18 protein-coding genes are annotated in these 16,701 nt (G+C 56.7%); 1 reads left to right on the forward strand and 17 read right to left on the reverse strand.

Translation table 11 applies throughout. The features are described 5' to 3' along the window. Positions 1 to 235: 235 nt before the first annotated feature. The 14 genes from ftsH to ruvC form a co-directional block, all read right to left on the reverse strand. Positions 236 to 2,161, reverse strand: a complete 1,926-nt coding sequence (gene ftsH / locus R8G34_06870; protein MDW3222601.1) for an ATP-dependent zinc metalloprotease FtsH — start codon at positions 2,159 to 2,161, stop codon at positions 236 to 238. 80 nt (positions 2,162 to 2,241) lie between these two features. Continuing rightward, positions 2,242 to 3,489 carry a tRNA lysidine(34) synthetase TilS gene (tilS, locus tag R8G34_06875; protein ID MDW3222602.1) on the reverse strand — a complete coding sequence of 416 codons (1,248 nt, stop codon included), beginning with the start codon at positions 3,487 to 3,489 and terminating at the stop codon, positions 2,242 to 2,244. Positions 3,490 to 3,493: 4 nt separating this feature from the next. Further along, complete coding sequence (locus R8G34_06880) at positions 3,494 to 4,321, reverse strand: tetratricopeptide repeat protein (GenBank protein ID MDW3222603.1); 828 nt, start codon at positions 4,319 to 4,321, stop codon at positions 3,494 to 3,496. Positions 4,322 to 4,325: 4 nt separating this feature from the next. Further along, positions 4,326 to 4,841 carry a peptidoglycan-associated lipoprotein Pal gene (pal, locus tag R8G34_06885; protein MDW3222604.1) on the reverse strand — a complete coding sequence of 172 codons (516 nt, stop codon included), beginning with the start codon at positions 4,839 to 4,841 and terminating at the stop codon, positions 4,326 to 4,328. A gap of 89 nt (positions 4,842 to 4,930) precedes the next feature. Then, the gene (tolB, locus tag R8G34_06890) at positions 4,931 to 6,262 is read right to left on the reverse strand and encodes a Tol-Pal system beta propeller repeat protein TolB (GenBank protein ID MDW3222605.1); all 1,332 of its coding nucleotides are present in this window, start codon (positions 6,260 to 6,262) and stop codon (positions 4,931 to 4,933) included. After that, positions 6,259 to 7,254 (reverse strand): energy transducer TonB, encoded by a 996-nt coding sequence (locus R8G34_06895; GenBank protein ID MDW3222606.1) that lies wholly within the window; start codon positions 7,252 to 7,254, stop codon positions 6,259 to 6,261. Before R8G34_06895 ends, tolB begins: the two co-directional genes overlap by 4 nt. 114 nt (positions 7,255 to 7,368) lie before the next feature. Further along, entirely contained in the window at positions 7,369 to 7,869 is a 501-nt protein-coding gene (gene tolR, locus R8G34_06900; GenBank protein ID MDW3222607.1) for a protein TolR, read from the reverse strand. Between the two features lie 3 nt (positions 7,870 to 7,872). After that, positions 7,873 to 8,568, reverse strand: coding sequence for a protein TolQ (gene tolQ, locus R8G34_06905; protein ID MDW3222608.1), 696 nt, complete (start codon positions 8,566 to 8,568; stop codon positions 7,873 to 7,875). Between the two features lie 99 nt (positions 8,569 to 8,667). After that, positions 8,668 to 9,066: a tol-pal system-associated acyl-CoA thioesterase gene (gene ybgC, locus R8G34_06910; protein MDW3222609.1), complete on the reverse strand. Its 399-nt coding sequence runs from the start codon at positions 9,064 to 9,066 to the stop codon at positions 8,668 to 8,670. After that, positions 9,063 to 9,416 (reverse strand): nuclear transport factor 2 family protein, encoded by a 354-nt coding sequence (locus tag R8G34_06915; GenBank protein MDW3222610.1) that lies wholly within the window; start codon positions 9,414 to 9,416, stop codon positions 9,063 to 9,065. The genes ybgC and R8G34_06915 overlap by 4 nt, the downstream gene beginning before the upstream one ends. Further along, on the reverse strand, positions 9,413 to 10,036 hold the full coding sequence (locus tag R8G34_06920; protein MDW3222611.1) for a hypothetical protein: 624 nt from the start codon (positions 10,034 to 10,036) through the stop codon (positions 9,413 to 9,415). The genes R8G34_06915 and R8G34_06920 overlap by 4 nt, the downstream gene beginning before the upstream one ends. A 58-nt stretch (positions 10,037 to 10,094) precedes the next feature. Then, complete coding sequence (gene ruvB / locus R8G34_06925; protein MDW3222612.1) at positions 10,095 to 11,117, reverse strand: Holliday junction branch migration DNA helicase RuvB; 1,023 nt, start codon at positions 11,115 to 11,117, stop codon at positions 10,095 to 10,097. Positions 11,118 to 11,144: 27 nt separating this feature from the next. Next, the gene (ruvA, locus tag R8G34_06930; protein MDW3222613.1) at positions 11,145 to 11,801 is read right to left on the reverse strand and encodes a Holliday junction branch migration protein RuvA; all 657 of its coding nucleotides are present in this window, start codon (positions 11,799 to 11,801) and stop codon (positions 11,145 to 11,147) included. Then, on the reverse strand, positions 11,798 to 12,301 hold the full coding sequence (gene ruvC, locus R8G34_06935; GenBank protein ID MDW3222614.1) for a crossover junction endodeoxyribonuclease RuvC: 504 nt from the start codon (positions 12,299 to 12,301) through the stop codon (positions 11,798 to 11,800). Before ruvC ends, ruvA begins: the two co-directional genes overlap by 4 nt. Before the next feature lie 334 nt (positions 12,302 to 12,635). On the opposite strand from ruvC, the gene R8G34_06940 reads away from it, so the two are divergent. Next, complete coding sequence (locus R8G34_06940) at positions 12,636 to 12,854, forward strand: DUF1127 domain-containing protein (protein ID MDW3222615.1); 219 nt, start codon at positions 12,636 to 12,638, stop codon at positions 12,852 to 12,854. 254 nt (positions 12,855 to 13,108) lie between these two features. Here the strand turns inward: R8G34_06940 and R8G34_06945 are convergent, their stop codons facing one another. From R8G34_06945 to R8G34_06955, 3 genes are read right to left on the reverse strand one after another with little or no spacing between them, the layout of a single operon-like run. Then, the gene (locus R8G34_06945) at positions 13,109 to 13,999 is read right to left on the reverse strand and encodes a 50S ribosomal protein L11 methyltransferase (protein ID MDW3222616.1); all 891 of its coding nucleotides are present in this window, start codon (positions 13,997 to 13,999) and stop codon (positions 13,109 to 13,111) included. Continuing rightward, on the reverse strand, positions 13,999 to 15,390 hold the full coding sequence (locus R8G34_06950; GenBank protein ID MDW3222617.1) for an MATE family efflux transporter: 1,392 nt from the start codon (positions 15,388 to 15,390) through the stop codon (positions 13,999 to 14,001). The genes R8G34_06945 and R8G34_06950 overlap by 1 nt, the downstream gene beginning before the upstream one ends. Further along, the gene (locus tag R8G34_06955; protein MDW3222618.1) at positions 15,387 to 16,619 is read right to left on the reverse strand and encodes an MFS transporter; all 1,233 of its coding nucleotides are present in this window, start codon (positions 16,617 to 16,619) and stop codon (positions 15,387 to 15,389) included. Before R8G34_06955 ends, R8G34_06950 begins: the two co-directional genes overlap by 4 nt. Positions 16,620 to 16,701: the final 82 nt, after the last annotated feature.

The raw sequence follows: 16,701 nt of genomic DNA on the forward strand, positions 1-16,701 counted from the left end.
ATCGGCTATAGGAAAGTTTGCGGGCATCCCGTTGCCTTTTCGGAGCGGTACACCGCCTCCAATCTCGTGGCTCAAACATCACAGACCTGTTTGTCTCAATAGTCACGGCGCAGTGTTTCACAACGCGATCGGGGCCTAAGGGAACAAAAAAACTCCGGCGAAAAGCTTCGCCGGAGTTTATCCCGAAATCTGTCAAGCCTGACAATGTGGCGCAGCTCTTGAGAGCAATATCCAATCAGGTCGAAGGCTCTGGTTCCAAACCGCCATCCGAGGGCGGCGCCTTTTTATTTTTGGCCTTGGCTTTTGGAATCCCGGTAATGCTAGGGGCCGAGCCGCTGTCAGGTTTGTCATCTTCATCCGCGGGGGGTGCAGGCGGCTCACCATCCATCACGCGTTTGATTTCATCTCCTGTCAGTGTTTCGTATTCCAACAGTCCCTGAGCCAAACGTTCAAACTCCGTCTCCCGCTCCACAATAATCTTGAGCGCCCAATCATACCCGTCCTGAATAAAGCGGCGAACCTCTTCTTCGACGGTTTCTTTCGTATTGGCGGAAACCGAAAACCCAGCCGTCGCGCCCTGATACCCTTGAGCTGCCTCGGAATAGTCAATGTTGCCTACTTTATCCGACATGCCCCATTGCAAGACCATCGCGCGCGCCAGACCAGAGGCTTGCATGATGTCACCCGCCGGACCATTGGAAACCGCATCGGGGCCGTATTTGTGGATTTCTGCCGCCTTGCCGGCCATGGTCATGGCCAGACGTTGGTGGCACTCGTCCTTGAACATGTTGAGGCGATCCATTTCAGGCAGGCTCATCACCATGCCCAACGCACCGCCACGTGGAATGATCGTGGCCTTGTAGACCGGGTCACATTTCGGCAGCGTCATACCCACCAGCGCGTGGCCGGCCTCGTGATAGGCGGTCATTTCTTTTTGAGCGGTCGTCATCACCATGGAGCGACGTTCCGCGCCCATCATGATCTTGTCCTTGGCCTGTTCAAAATCGATCATCGTCACGAACCTGCGACCAACCCGCGCAGCACCCAATGCCGCCTCATTCACAAGGTTGGCCAGATCAGCACCGGAAAAGCCGGGTGTGCCGCGCGCAATGATCCGCAGATCCACATCAGGACCCAGAGGCGTTTTGCGCGCATGCACGCCAAGGATTTTCTCGCGGCCCTTGATATCCGGGTTTCCAACCGTGACCTGACGGTCAAAACGTCCGGGACGCAGCAGTGCCGGATCAAGAACATCCTTGCGGTTTGTCGCCGCGATGATGATGACACCCTCGTTGGCTTCAAAACCGTCCATCTCAACAAGCAACTGGTTGAGCGTCTGTTCCCGCTCGTCATTACCGCCGCCGTATCCGGCTCCCCGGTGACGACCCACCGCGTCGATTTCATCAATGAACACGATGCAAGGCGCATTTTTCTTGGCTTGCTCAAACATATCCCGCACGCGGCTTGCGCCCACGCCGACAAACATTTCAACAAAATCAGAGCCCGAAATTGTGAAGAATGGAACGCCTGCTTCGCCCGCAATGGCACGCGCTAGCAGCGTTTTACCAGTGCCGGGAGGGCCTTCCAGCAGAGCACCTTTGGGGATTTTCCCGCCCAAACGGCTGAATTTTTGCGGGTTGCGCAGGAACTCCACGATTTCTTCGAGCTCTTCCTTGGCTTCATCGATTCCTGCGACATCATCAAAGGTCACACGCCCGTGCTTTTCTGTAAGCATCTTGGCCTTTGATTTCCCAAAGCCCATGGCACCGCCTTTGCCGCCGCCCTGCATCCTGTTCATGAAATAGACCCAGACGCCAATCAACAGAAGGAAAGGCAACAGCGACATCAGAAAGGTCTGGAAACCAGATTGCTGCTGTTGCTCGGCGCGTACAGCAATATCGTTTTCGATCAAAAGCGTTGTTATTTCGGCATCTTCCGGCTTGATCGCGATATAATCCGTGCCATCCTCTTGACGGAAGCGCACCTGCTCACCGTCGAGCGTGACATTGCTTACGCTACCGGATTCGACCGCGTCAACAAATTCCGAATAGCTGATCTCGCGGCTTTGGAGCGTGCTACCAGGCCCGCTAAACAGATTAAACAGTGCCAGGATCAAAAGAAACAAGACGACCCAAAAGGCGATGTTGCGTGCGTTACCCAACGAAATTCTCCCAAATATGCGTTTGGTGTGAACCGCAATGGTACCACCACGGAACTAAGATAGACACTGTTCGTATATGTTCAATGCGATAAAAGTGCGGCAAAAAATGCTTCATCGTCAATTTCGGGTTTCGCGTACCACCCGTTTCCGAAGCCCGCAAGCGGCGCAGATATCAAGTCGGACCCGTTCCAAACGGCAGGCGTTGTTGACAATACATCGCGCGGTACGTCCAGCGTGCGCCAGCTGCAAAACTGTCGCAAACCGTTATGCCCAAGAGCCCCAACATGCACATCGTCGTTGGGTAACGGGCCCTCAAGCCGCCATCGACGATCCCAAGTTTGCTCAAGTGGACAGGTCAGATCGACAACCGGGCTCAGCTCGCGGTAGATCCACAGACTGTCATCATCGCGCGACACCTGACATCCGCCCGCAGTTGCGCTGACGTTTTGTTTTAATGACTCAATCAACCCCAGCATTGCTTTGCGTCGCGGGGTATATTCCGCACCGCTGATCCAGCAAATTGCGCCCGAGAGAATGCGGCGGGCGATCTCGTCTGGTAAAGTCACATAACCATTCCAGTTTATGCGCACGGCGCCACGTTCAATCTTTACCGTCGCGCGCGCGGCCAGAAATGCTTGCCAGCTCAGCGCATCCCGGGCGCGAGCCATATTGAATGCGACCTGGCCCAGCGCTTTCGCGGTCACGCCCATCGGCTCCAATACAGCAAGCGCCTGACGGATTTTAACCCGATCAAAACGGTCGTCGTCATTGCTGGGATCATCACACCAAATGACGTTGCGTCGCTTAAGGTCTTTTTGCAAATTTGTGCGCGAAACGTTGAGCAAGGGCCTGAGCCATGTGATCCCATCTGCGAGCCGTCGCGGAGCCATTGCGCTCAGACCATCAACGCCCGATCCACGCGCCAAGCGCATCAGCACCGTCTCGGCCTGATCATCCAGTGTGTGACCAAGCGCGACACAGGCAAGCTGTCGCGCGCGCGCCCATTCTGCGATCAAACGGTAGCGCGCACGGCGCGCCTCGTTTTGCAGGTTGCCTTGCCCATCCCAACCGCGCCATTGCAAAACCGTATGCGGTATATTCAGATCAGTGCACAGGTCAGCGACAACACCAGCTTCCCTTGCGGCGTCTGCACGCAGCCCATGATCAACGGTAACCACATGTAGATCGGTGCCATGTGTTTGTGAAAAATCATGCAGCAAACACAAAAGACCGATTGAATCACTGCCGCCGGACACAGCGGCGCCGATCGCTCTGGGTGGGCTTGGCAGCAAATGCGCGGCCAGTTCGCCCCCCAGATCATGGGGCATTAAATCATGCACAGCCCAGCGATTGCATCTCGGAGCGCGCCTGCTCTGCTGCTGGATCAGTAGGAAACCGCAATCCAACTTCGCCCAATGTGATGCAGGCCTCTTGCGTTTGACCCAATCCTCCAAGGGAGCGGCCCAACCGGAATAGGGATTGCGCGGCAACCGGGCCCGTCGGATTGACACTGAAACTGCTCAGATAAGCCCGCGCAGCTTCGCGCGTATTGCCCAGCCCCTCCAGCGCTTCACCCCGCCCCAGATCAGCACCTGCTGCCAGTGGCCCGCCCGGATAGGTTTGACTGAATGCCGTGAAGAGTTCTGACGCGCGCTGAAATTCGCCCTCGTTCAGTGCCGCTTGCGCCTTCTTGAAATCCTCTTCTTCGCCGACGGCCAGTTGAATGCCCGCCTCAGGAGTGGCTGCCGGGGCCGCTGTACCCGGAACCGGCGTCGCAATGGTCGCTTCACCCCCAAGTGTACTTGTTTCCCCCAAAGCGGCAATGTCGCCGCCCTCCAACTCAACCAGACGGAATTCCAGATCACCAATCCGGTTGGTGCCATCCTCAACAATGCGGTTGATGCGGAACTCAAGCTCTTCGGTCTTTGATGTGAGCCGCCGCATTTCGGATTCGATCACGTTCATCCGATCCAATACAGAACTGCCAGAGGTGTCGACCGAGGGCGCGCCTGTTGTCGAAAGCTCGCGACGGAGCCTTTGTATTTCCACAAAGAGAACCGTCATTTCCTGGCGGATGTCTGCCAGTGTCTGATCATCCTGAGCCGCAGCACCCATTGGCGAAAGCGCCACAACCATCAGAAAAATAGCGAGAATGCGCATGGCTTTATCCTGTCAAACCACTCGCCAGCACAGTCACCGCACGGCGGTTTTTGGCATAGCAGGCCTCATTTGAACAAATCTCGATCGGGCGTTCCTTACCATAGCTTACCGTGCGCAGCCGGGTGCCGGCCACACCTCTTGAGATGAGATACTCTCGTGCCGCATTGGCCCGGCGTGCGCCAAGGGCTACGTTGTATTCGCGTGTGCCCTGTTCGTCGGCGTGGCCCTCGATGACGGCGGTGAAATCTGTGTTTGTCTGAAGCCAGGTGGCCTGACCGTCCAGAACCGCGCGCCCCTCAGTGGTTAGCGCGGATTGATCCACTGCAAAAAGGACCCGATCGCCGATGGCCTCATTGAAATAGGCGGCTGATGTTGGATCATTTGCGCTGCCCGGAACGATGGGTCCGCCTGCGCCGCCAGCCCCCCCCGCAGACCCGCTACCACCCAGACCGTTTGGATCTGTGCAGGCAGCAAGTGCCAAGCCTGCCACGAGAAGAAGAATTTTTGCTGTTTTTGTCATTTTCTCTGCCTCAAGAATTTTGCATTATCGCTATTGTTTTATGGGTGTTTTAGCACAGTCAGCGCTTCATGGGAACGCTTTGTGCCACATCACTCCTGCAACGGGGACCAGGACGGATCGGACCCGCCATCCGGGGTGCGTACGGGGCGCAGGTTTCGCCCTGAGATATCAACGGAATAAAGCGTTGAACGGCCTCCCGCGCCCTGCGTTTCGCGGGTAAACATAATCACGCGACCATTGGGCGCCCAGGTCGGCCCCTCATCCAGAAAGGAGGCCGTCAAAAGCCTCTCTTCGGCACCATCTGTCCGCATCACCCCGATATGGAAGCGTCCGCCATTTTGTTTGGTGAACGCAATGAGATCACCGCGCGGTGACCACACAGGCGTGCCGTAACGTCCGGGACCAAACGAGATGCGCTGCGCCTCACCTCCGCCTGCGGGCATGATATACAGCTGTTGGGATCCGGACCGATCACTTTCAAAAACGATCATGCTGCCGTCTGGTGAATAACTGGGCGCGGTTTCAATTGAGGGCGCGGATGTCAGGCGACTGGCTGCGCCCCCCGCAACGTTCATGGTCCAGATATCCGTGTTGCCGCCTTGTATGAGCGAAAACACAATGGTTTGACCATCAGGGGCAAAACGCGGCGCAAAACTCATCGTGCCGTCTTGGCTCTCCAGAGCCCGGCGCTGTACAGAAGCCACATCCAGCACGTAAATACTCGGAAATCCAGTATCATAACTTGTGTAGAGCACACGATCTCCGTTCGGGGAAAACCGCGGCGCAAGAACAATAGCGCTGCTATCAGTTAAAAATTGCACGTTTGCGCCGTCATAATCCATGATCGCAAGCCGCTTTTGCCGCGCGTCCTTGGTACCCGTCTCCGAGACAAAGACAACCCGGCTGTCGAAATAGCCCCCTTCACCAGTGATGCGGCTATAGACTGCGTCTGCTACCTTGTGCGCCATGCGTCGCCAGCCCTCGGCCGAACCACTGAATTGCAACCCGGACCCCATCTCAGCGTTGGAAAACACGTCATATAGGCGGAACTTGACGTTCAACTGCCCACCCTGAACCGACACCGCACCGGTGATAAGCGCCTGCGCATTGATCGCTTTCCAATCCGAATATTGGATGGGCGCCGCAAAAGCGTCAACGCGGCTGATAAAGGCTTGAGCGGGGATTTCACGAAATAGCCCTGTTCCTGTGAGGTCTTCTGAAACGAGCTGGCTGATCTGGGCCGCCAATGCAGCGGCATCGCCGTTTTCGGCCTCAAACACCGGCAGCGCAAAAGGCAGTGGTTCGATCACACCTTCGGTAATCTCAATACGCAACGGACCATCGGTTTGAGCTTGAACGATGTTTGCCGGCAAAGCTGCGCAAAAGAGTGTTGCGACCAGTACCATTCCCAGAAGTTTCATTTGATACGCATCCTTTCGGGATTAAACGTCATCTCAATATCCTGCCACTGACTATATTTTTCTACGGGTAATTCGAAACCTTTTGCGCCACATCTGATGATTGCGCGACGTGCCGCCTCAAATGCTTGCCGCGCGGCCTGTTCTGAGCCACCCGAACTTGAAGCCATGCGAATGGAGGACGTCACCGGTTTGCCATCCTGCGTCATGGCGACACTCACCACAACAGTTGTTCCCAAAGCATCAGTGGACAACGATCCCACATTCCAGCAACTCGACACAGCAACCCGCAGAGATTCTTTCTCTCCTGCCGACAAGGGCGGTCCCTGTGGCACTGCTGGCGCACTCGACTCCGTTGCGAGCGCCTCTGCAAGGGCGGCGGCCACGGCATCTTCGGTATCAGGGGCGGCCGGTTCGGGTACGGTCGTCTCGGCCGGTTGTGCGGTTTGCACAGGGGCGGTCGGGCGGGCCGGGGGGCGTGGCGATGTCGTGATCCGCGAACTGGGTTCCTCGGCTTCCGTTACAATCTCAGTGCTCGCGGCCTCAGGTGCTGTGGCCTCGGCCGTTTCTTGCGGCGTCTCCCCAGCGGCGTCCGGCGCCACGGCCTCTTGTTCAACCGGATCCGGCAAAGCTTCCGGATCAGGTTGTGCAACAGCCTCAGGTGCCACGCGCTCGGAGGCTTCCGGCACTGGTGTATCACTGACTTCCGGCACGAGCACAGCTACATCCGCAGGCGGTTCAGGCAAGACGGGCGCCTCATCGCTGACATCCGCTTGCGGCGGAGCCAGTTGCGATACATCCGGTGCCTCTTCCGCGCTTGGCGTTTCGGTTTGCTCTGGCGGTGTCTGCTCGGTCGCCGGATCATCAGTTGCAGCAATTTCCGGAGCATCCGGCGTGACTTCCGGACTGGAGGGCTGTGCCACTTCTGTGGTCGACTGAGGCGCCTGCCCTGCGGCCATCATCGCCGCGAACTCGGTTCCGGAAATGACGGACACGCTGGTTGCTTCAAACGGCAATGGCTCTGCTGCAAACACATCTCCAAAAATGAGCCAGCCAATCAATATGAAATGACCCGCGCCCGAAATATAGTGACCGGTATGCACCGCCCCCTACCGATCCGTCCCGTTGGCGGCCCCGTCCTGACCATCCAGCGTCGGCCCGCCAATGTCAGTTACCAAGCCGATGTTGGCAAATCCACCTGCATTCAGCGCACCCATAACTTCCATGACCTGGCTGTATGGCACTGCCCCGTCCGCACGCAGAAACACCTGATCGCTTGTGCGTTCCGCCGCGATGGCGCGTAGTTTAGGGATCAATTCATCTGGCGCTGTCTGTGTGGTTTGGATTTGCAGAATGCCTTCAGCCGTAATCGTGATCGTCAACGGCTCTTCCTGATCCGCTGGCAAGGCACCCGCAGCGGTTCTGGGCAATTCCACCGGCACGCCAACTGTCAAAAGTGGAGCCGCTACCATGAAGATGATCAGGAGCACCAACATGACATCCACAAAGGGGGTGACGTTGATCTCGGACATGGGCTGCGCCTTGCCACGTCCTCGCCGCCTGCGCCGGTTACCGCCTCCGTCTTGTTTTTGAACGACACTCGCAGCCATGGCTCAACTGTCCAACTGGCGGCTGAGGATGGTGGCAAATTCATCCGCAAAGGATTCATAGCCCGAGAGGATCTTGTCGCAATCCGCAGTCAGCTTGTTGTAAAAAATCACCGCCGGGATCGCCGCCAGGAGGCCCAGTCCTGTGGCCAGCAAGGCCTCGGCAATGCCGGGCGCAACGACCGCGAGGTTGGTGTTTTGTTGCTCCGCAATCTCAATGAAGGCATTCATGATGCCCACAACAGTCCCAAACAGGCCAATAAACGGAGCCGAAGACCCGACAGTTGCCAAAACGGTTAGCCCGCCGCGCAAATAGTCTGCTTCCTTGTTGATCGCGACGTCCATCGACCGGTCGATCCGCGAAGTCGCTCCGGCAATCAAACCGCCGTCATCCCGGTGCGAGCGGCGCCATTCGGTCATACCTGCGGCGAATATCTTTTCTGAACTCCCTGAAGGAGCAGGACCCACGGTTTCAAACAACCCATCCAGCGGTTCGCCAGACCAGAAGGCCTCGTCAAATTCGGCGGCTTCGGCCCGTGTTTTGCGATAAACCAGCAACTTCATGACAATGATCGACCACGACCAGAAGGACGCGATGATCAGCATGATCATCACGAGTTTGACAATTAAAGTCGCGCGGGCAAACAGCCCCCAGAATGAGAAATCAATCTCATGCGCGAGTGCCAGCGTATCTGCTTCCATGATGCCTGCTCTTTGCCTGTGTACCGCTATGGGTCGTTTTTCGACCTCAATTTCATGCGATTCTATCGAAGTACAACGCAGATTGCTATCACTATGCTGTCATCCACCCGGACTAATTGGCATTGAGCGAAGTTCTGCTGGCAATTTGACGGGTTTTCCGTTGGCACCTATGCAGGCAATTGTCACATCTGCGGCGAACAGCAGATCATCCGCGCGCAGGACTTTCTGCGCCATGATCATACGTGCCGGGCTCAGTTTTTTAAGCGTGGTGACAACCTCCAGCGCATCATCAAACCGTGCAGGCTGCAAGTAGTCTGCCTCGATCCGGCGCACTGCAAAAACAACCCCCTCGGCTTTAAATGCAAGTTGGTCGATCCCGATGTCGCGCACCCAATCGCTGCGCGCCCTCTCGATGTAGCGCAGGTAATTGGCATAATAGACAATGCCCGCCATGTCGGTGTCTTCATAATAGACGCGAAGGGGGAAGCGGTGCATCAGCGCGTCTCCGTCCTGTGACAGGCCGCAGCCCGTATCACCAACCCATCCTCATCAAAATACAGCGTTTCAGCCGCCAGAACGTCGCGGTGATTGAGGTAACTGATGACGATCATTTCATACCCTTCAAATACGTCCTGGACCCGGAAAGCCAATTGCGGCTGGGCTTGGAGAGCAGCGGCCCAGTAAGCGCGTAAGGCGGTGTGTCCATTGATGAGACCTGTGCCGGTCAGAGCTTGCGCTTTGCGCGACTGAAAGGAGATGTCTGCGTGGTAGTGTGACAAAATCCGGTCCAGATCATGGCTGTTCCAGCCTGCTTCCCAGTCGCGTGCAAACTGCAAGGCGTCCGTCATTGCGCCATCCCAACACGGGCAGCAAGACGCAGCGCGTGGCTTCCGTCCATTGACGCGGACGGCATCACAGGATCATAAGCGGCCCGGATCAGCGCGGCGATATCAGGGCGCAGAATGGTTTTATCCCCAGCGACCGCCAAAGGCGACTTTTCTCGAAAGGCCGTATCAGACCAAAGCAGGATGGATTGCACAATCTGGCTCAGGGCCAGTGTTTCGGCTGGCACCGCGCTCAATTCCTCATCCATGCGCAGAAACACAAAGCAAGCTCTGATCGCCCCGTCTGGTTCAAAGTGGAAGATGCGATACTGATTGGCCTGCACAGATTTCAGGCGTGTGATCAGGGGCGCAAGCTCAGGGATCAACTTGTCCAACCCCGGCACTTCCGGCAATTCATCCCAGTCGCGAAAAAAGAACATCATGAAATTGCTGCCCAGTTCGGGATCCGTTTCAGCCTTTTGATGCCCGGATAAAACCATGACAGCTTCAAGCGCACCTTTGACCACGGCCAAAGTATCATCCGTCACGCCAAACACGATCGGCGCAATGGGTCTGTTCCAGCGGGCAAAGGAAAATGCGCCGCTCGCGCGCGTGAAAAGCGCCTCTATTTCGCCTGCATCCATTGCATAAACTCGTTTCGTCATTATTGCGCCCGCAAAACCCACGCGCCTTCGCCACCGTTCAGTCGCCGAAAAGATCCGTTTGGGATCTTGGCGGCTGCATCCCCAGATGAGACCAGCCTTTCTGCGCCAGCATACGCCCGCGCGGTGTGCGCTGGATCAAACCCTGTTGCAACAGGAAGGGCTCAATGACCTCTTCCAGCGAGTCCCTGCTTTCGGACAAAGCCGCGCTCAGTGTCTCGATGCCCACAGGTCCCCCCGCATAATTTTCCGCGATCAGACGCAAATACCGCCGGTCTGCACCGTCCAGACCCAAAAGATCCACTCCCAACCGCGTCAGCGCCATATCTGCCAGCTCTTGTGTCACCCGCCCGTCGCCTTCGACCACAGCGAAATCCACGACCCGGCGCAACAACCGCCCGGCAATCCGCGGCGTGCCCCGCGCCCGACGGGCGATTTCACGCGCCCCGCCTTCATCTGCTGGCGCGCCCAGTTTGCGCGCATTGCGCTCTACGATGACGTATAGTTCATCCACGGTGTAGAATTCGAGCCGAGTTGGGATACCAAAACGATCCCGGAGGGGCGTCGTCAACAATCCCATGCGCGTGGTGGCCCCGACAAGCGTGAAGGGCTGCAATTCAATCCGCACGGTGCGTGCAGCAGGGCCTTCACCAATCACCAGATCCAGCTCGAAATCCTCAAGCGCAGGATAGAGCACCTCCTCCACCGCCGGGTTCAGCCGATGGATCTCGTCAATGAACAAGACATCGCGCGATTCCAGATTGGTCAGGATCGCGGCCAAATCACCGGCTTTGGCCAGAACAGGCCCCGACGTCATGCGAAACCCAACGCCCAATTCGCGCGCCATGATCTGCGCCAACGTTGTTTTACCCAAACCTGGTGGGCCATGAAAAAGGGTGTGATCCATCGCCTCGCCGCGTTGGCGAGCCGATTGTATAAAGACATGCAGGTTCGCGCGTGCTTCAGCCTGCCCTACGAATTCCTTCAGAAATTGCGGGCGTAAGGCACGGTCGTGATCTTCGGGCAAAGGGTCCGCTCGCACGGTGGGGTCAATGTCGGTCATGTCGTGTCCTGCTCGGCGCACATCATCCTAGCCTTTTGGAGCCAGCAGTTTCAATGCCGCCCGAATAAGCGTTGACGTATCCGCACCGGGGGTCTCACCCGCCGCCTGCGCCACCGCTCCGGCAGCATCAGCTGGGCCATAGCCCAAGTTCCCAAGCGCCGAAAGTGCATCGGCCTGTGCTGAAGACGACGGTGGTGGCGGCGCTGCTGGAGCGGAGGTCTCGATGACCTCCGCTCCAGCTTCCCCTGTCGCTGCGGCCAATGTGTCCCCCATCGCCATGACACCCGGCGCCTTATCCTTGAGGTCCAGCACGACCCGTTGCGCGATCTTCGGTCCCACGCCTTTTGCCGCCTTGACCGCGTTCCAGTCGCCCAAGGCAATGGCGCGGCTGACACCATCCGGTCCCAACGTTCCCAGAATGGCCAGCGACGCTTTTGCACCCACGCCCTGAACCGATGTCAACAACCGATGCCATTCCTTTTCCGCCCGCGTGGTGAATCCAAAAAGCTGCAACAGGTCTTCGCGCACCACAAGGTCGGTGAAAAGCGCCACCGTTTGGCCCACGCCCGGCATGCCCGCCATGGTGCGATCCGAACAAAAGACGAGATAACCGACACCGCGCACATCGATCAACACATGATCCGCCGCCCTGTAGTCAATTCGTCCAGTTATTTTTCCGATCATGCCCGCGCTCTTTCGATGGCTGCGTTCAATCCACTCGCACCGCCATGATGGGCATGGCAAATGGCAATCGCGAGCGCATCCGCTGCATCAGCCCCTGCGATCACAGCCCCGGGCAATTGCATCTGCACCATGTGAAGGACTTGAGCCTTATCTGCATGACCGACGCCGACAACCGCTTTCTTCACTGTATTGGGTGCGTATTCTCCTACGCATAACCCCGCCTGTGCCGGAACCAGCATCGCAATCCCACGCGCCTGTCCGAGTTTAAGCGTACCGGCACCGTCCTTATTCACAAAAGTCTGTTCCACGGCGGCCTGATCTGGTGCGAACTCCGCAAATATAACGGTCAATTGATCGTGCAAAGACAACAATCGTTCGCTCAACGGCCCGTCAACAGACTTACAGATGCCATTTGCAACATGTGCGAGTCGGCTGCCTGCAACATCCACCACGCCCCAACCAAGGTTGCGCAACCCTGGATCGATGCCAATTACCCGTATCAATGGCTCTGCCCCAACAATTTATTTCTTTTTTGATGCATTAGCACGAAAGGCGAACATCCGCCAAGCGGTTCCTTTCAAACGGATTGTCAGGCCCCAATCCGTCCTCATTTCTTTTCCATCGCCTGATTACGTCATTTTCGAGCCTGTTTTCGACAGTTCGGAAGCATTATTTCTTGTTTATTTACTTAACGTTAACCATGATGACCACCCATGCACCAAGCGCATATCAAACATGCAAATTCGCACCTTGCTGAAAATCTAGGCGCATCCTATCTGCCAGTCATCACACACCGACATGATCGGTTCACCTCGAAAAAAAAGGACGGCTACAATGACTATTTCTGACACATCCCGCACCACATACGGCACCGCATCCGCAGTAAGCCGTTTCTTCGCCATGATCAGCGACACTCTGGCAACCGTTGTGTCTTGGAATGATGCCCGCGTTACACGTAACGCATTGTCATCATTGACAGACCGCGAACTGGAAGACATCGGCCTGAGCCGCGGCGACATTGAATACGTTGCGGACTCCCAGATCATCCGATAACCCAGAGCGCCGCGTCAGGCCAGGAAAGATGAAAAACAAAACAGCCGCTCTTTCGCAATCGAAGGAGCGGCCTTTTTATATCACCAAATGTTTTTGAGAGATTGCCAGAGGACGTCGTCATTCACCTCTGAAAAATTATCACCTCAACTTGCAAATGCACCTTTGTCGCCGGATCGAAATGCAGCGGTATGGCGCAACCTGCCTTCAATGCGTTCGGATCATACGATGCTTGCTGCCCAAGCCCGCGCAGATCTTTAAGGGGAGGCGGGTCTGTCCGAACGTCGCATCACTGTAAGCGTTGTCCAGTCCCCGACTTCTTCACGGTGCTTCAGAATCAAGCCAGTATCTTCGTAAACCGCAATTACATCTTCTGCCTGCTCGTTCAGGATACCGGATAAGATCGCACATCCATCCGGTTTCAGACAATGCGCCATTTCCGGCGCCAGGGCAATCAGCGGCCCTTTGAGGATGTTCGCGAAAACAAGATCGAACGGGCTGCGGGCAACGAGATCCGGATGATCAAATCCAGCAGCCTCGACGCATTTGACACGCGTCTGCAAATCATTTGCAGCGATATTGCTGTTGGCGACATCGACGGCGACCTCGTCAATATCGCTTGCCAAGACGTTATTCGGCCATATGCGGGCCGCCGCCATGGCCAAAACGGCTGTGCCGCAACCGATATCGGCGACATTTTTGCCGACAAATCCCTCATGTGCGAGCCTGTCAAGCGCCCGCAGACATCCCAGAGTCGTGCCGTGATGCCCTGTTCCGAAGGCCATAGCCGCCTCAATAAGCAAGGGTTCGCATCCCTCAGGCACCTGATCAGCATCATGGCTGCCATAGACGAAAAACCGCCCTGCCCGTACCGGTGACAATTCGCGCCGCACATGTGCAACCCAATCGGTCTCGGGGAGCTCTGAAACCACAAATGGCTTTGCCCCCATCGCTGCCGCCAGCAGGGTCAGGGCGGTGTCATCAGGCATTTCTGTGAAATAGCTTCCGACTTCCCAGAGCCCCGAGCCATCCTCAACCTCGAAGACACCTGTTCCGGTCGGTTCAGGATCCAGGTTTTCCATCGCCGCCCCGAGTTTTTCGGCGGCGGCTTTCCCGGGCAAGGTTGTCAGCGCAGTAAACGTAGGCATCAGCGTCTCCGATAGCGGTCCGGGTTCGGGTAGGGCCGCGTTGGGGGAAGGTCAAGCGGGTTGCATGCCTCTGCGCGTAATCCTTGCACAAAACGCCACCCCCACAATGCAGAGAAAACACCAACAAGGGCGCTTGCAACAGCCTGTCCGTAGATCACACCCGGCGCACCATAAATTGTCGCCAGGAATGCAGCGGCAGGCCAGCTGAGCAGCCCGTCTTTACTCCAGTTAACCAGCGTAGAGCGGCCGGGTTTGCCCAGGTTATTGAACGCTGAATTCGACACAAAAAGCGCGCCAATGAAGATGAACCCCCCCACCCCAATCGTTGAAAAGGCGTGAAGGACTTCCGCGCCCTGCCCGACCAACCCGAAGGCTGCGACCACATAGGGTGTTGCCAACAAGAGAAGGCCCCAGGTGGCCAGAGTATAAGCCAAACAAAATATCAAAGCGTCGCGATAGGTGCTGCGCAGTCGGTCATATTGTCCCGCACCGAAATTCTGGCCGAAAATACCACCAATTGCACCGGAGAGCGCAAAGACCCCACCAAAGGCAACAACGGTCAAACGCCCCACCACTGCCCATGCCGCTACCGCATCATCGCCGAACGGCGCCATGACTATGGTCAGAAAATAATTTCCCGCCGGTGTTGCCATTTGCGTGGCAATCGCCGGAAGAGCCACGACCATAAACGGACGCAGGACTTCCAAAACTTTTTGCCTGGACGGCATCGCGATTAGGCGGTGCTGATAGGCAGCAAAATAGAGACCCAGACCCATCAAGGCAATGCGGAAACAAAACAGGCCGATGGCCGCACCGTCCAACCCCAACCCAAGCCACAGGATCAAAATCGGATCAATGACCATCAACAATGTGCCAGACAAAAGCGTGACGTACATGGCTTTGGCGCCCAGCCCTTCTGCGCGCAGCACACCCGAACAGATCATGCCTACCGCCATGAACACCAGCGACGGCATGGTGAAACCAAGGTAGCGCGCCGCCAGGGCAGCAGTTTCCCCTGTTGCCCCGGCAAGAGCAATCAGATCGTGTCTGAACAGGACGACCAGCGCAGCCACGCATCCCTGGATGCTGGCGGCGATCACAATCGCTGCTCCGGCCTGTTCGCGCGCCGTACTGCGATTGCCTGAACCAATACTGCGCGAAACCAATGCAGTAGCCGCGATCATTAAGCCAACACCTGAGGAGACGGAGAAGAATTGCACAGCAAAGGCAAAGCCAATAGCCGCCACCAGTGTCGGATCCCCCAGCTGAGAAATCCAAAGCAGATTCGCCGCATCGACCAGAAAAACAAATGTAATACCCATGGCACCGGTCGCCGTCATACGCACGACATGACCCATGGTGGAGCCCGTCAGAAAACGGGCCTCTTTCATTCCGCCGCAGCCGGCACCGGTCGCGCAAAGATCGTCTCATTGCCTTTTTCGGGGTGACGCGGGATCAGCGTCGCAAGGATCAGGGACACCCCTGCCATGCCAGCAGCCAACAGGAAAACTGCCGCCGGAGAGACGAGCCACATTATCCCCAATAGTACCGGAAGAAAGACAGCAGCAATGTGATTGATGGTGAAGGCGACGGCCGCAGTGGGCGCAATGTCCCCGGGATCGCCAATTTTCTGGAAGTAGGTTTTCATCGCCAGTGCCAGACCAAAGAACATGTGGTCGATCACATAGAGAAACGCGGCGATTTCAAACCCCCAATCATAGAAATAGACACCACCATAGGCCAGAAAAACGCAGACCAGCCCGGCGTATTCAAACACAAGGGCATTGCGTTCTCCAAAGCGCGCCACGATGTGCCCCAGAAACGGCGCCACCGCCATGTTGATCACCAGGTTGATCAGATAGAGCCCGACGACTTCATGCACCTCAAAGCCAAACTTTTCGACCATCATGAAGCCAGCAAAGACCATAAAAATCTGACGGCGCGCACCGGACATGAATTGCAGCGCGTAATAGAGCCAGTAGCGCTTGCGCAGGATCATTTTCTTGATCTGAGGATGGGGTGCCTCAAACTGCGGGTAGGCGAGCATGGCAAAGATCGCAATCGCAACGGTCACGCCGCCCCCTACCATGAAGACAATATTATAGGTCAGCCCCAGAGGCTCCCACAGGATCATGATCACAAAATAGACGACAAAAGTCGCGGCGGATCCGGTCGCCAGCAGCCATCCCAGGATCTGCGGGGCCTTGTCTTTTGGCAGCCATTGCAATTGCAGCGACTGGTTCACCGTTTCATAATAATGAAAGCCAACCGAACTCAGGAATGTCAGAATAAGAATGCCTGTCAGTTCGGGAAACTGCGCCGTGACGGCCGTGGCAGCCCCCAGCAAGACCAGCGAGACAAGGCCCAGCAGCTGTTCGCGCATGAACATGATGACGGCGATCACGCCAACTGCCAGGAACCCGGGGATTTCGCGTATGGTATGTAATAGCCCGATGTCGGCGCCATCAAATCCTGCGACTTCCTTGGTGAAATTGTTCAGCAGCGCGTACCAGGTGAAGAACGCGATTGGCATTGCGAAGGCCATCACGAACAACAATGTGATGGGCCGTCGCCACAACGGCATCTGTCGCGCGTCTGAAAGGGGAACGAACTCGACCATGGATTTGCAATATGCGTTTTAGGCGCGTTTGGCGAGGCGCAAAAAGGCACAAGAGCCGTCCCGTGGTGCACACAAACAGAAA

Source organism: Paracoccaceae bacterium, assembly GCA_033344815.1.
Classification (GTDB): Bacteria; Pseudomonadota; Alphaproteobacteria; order Rhodobacterales; family Rhodobacteraceae; genus Roseobacter.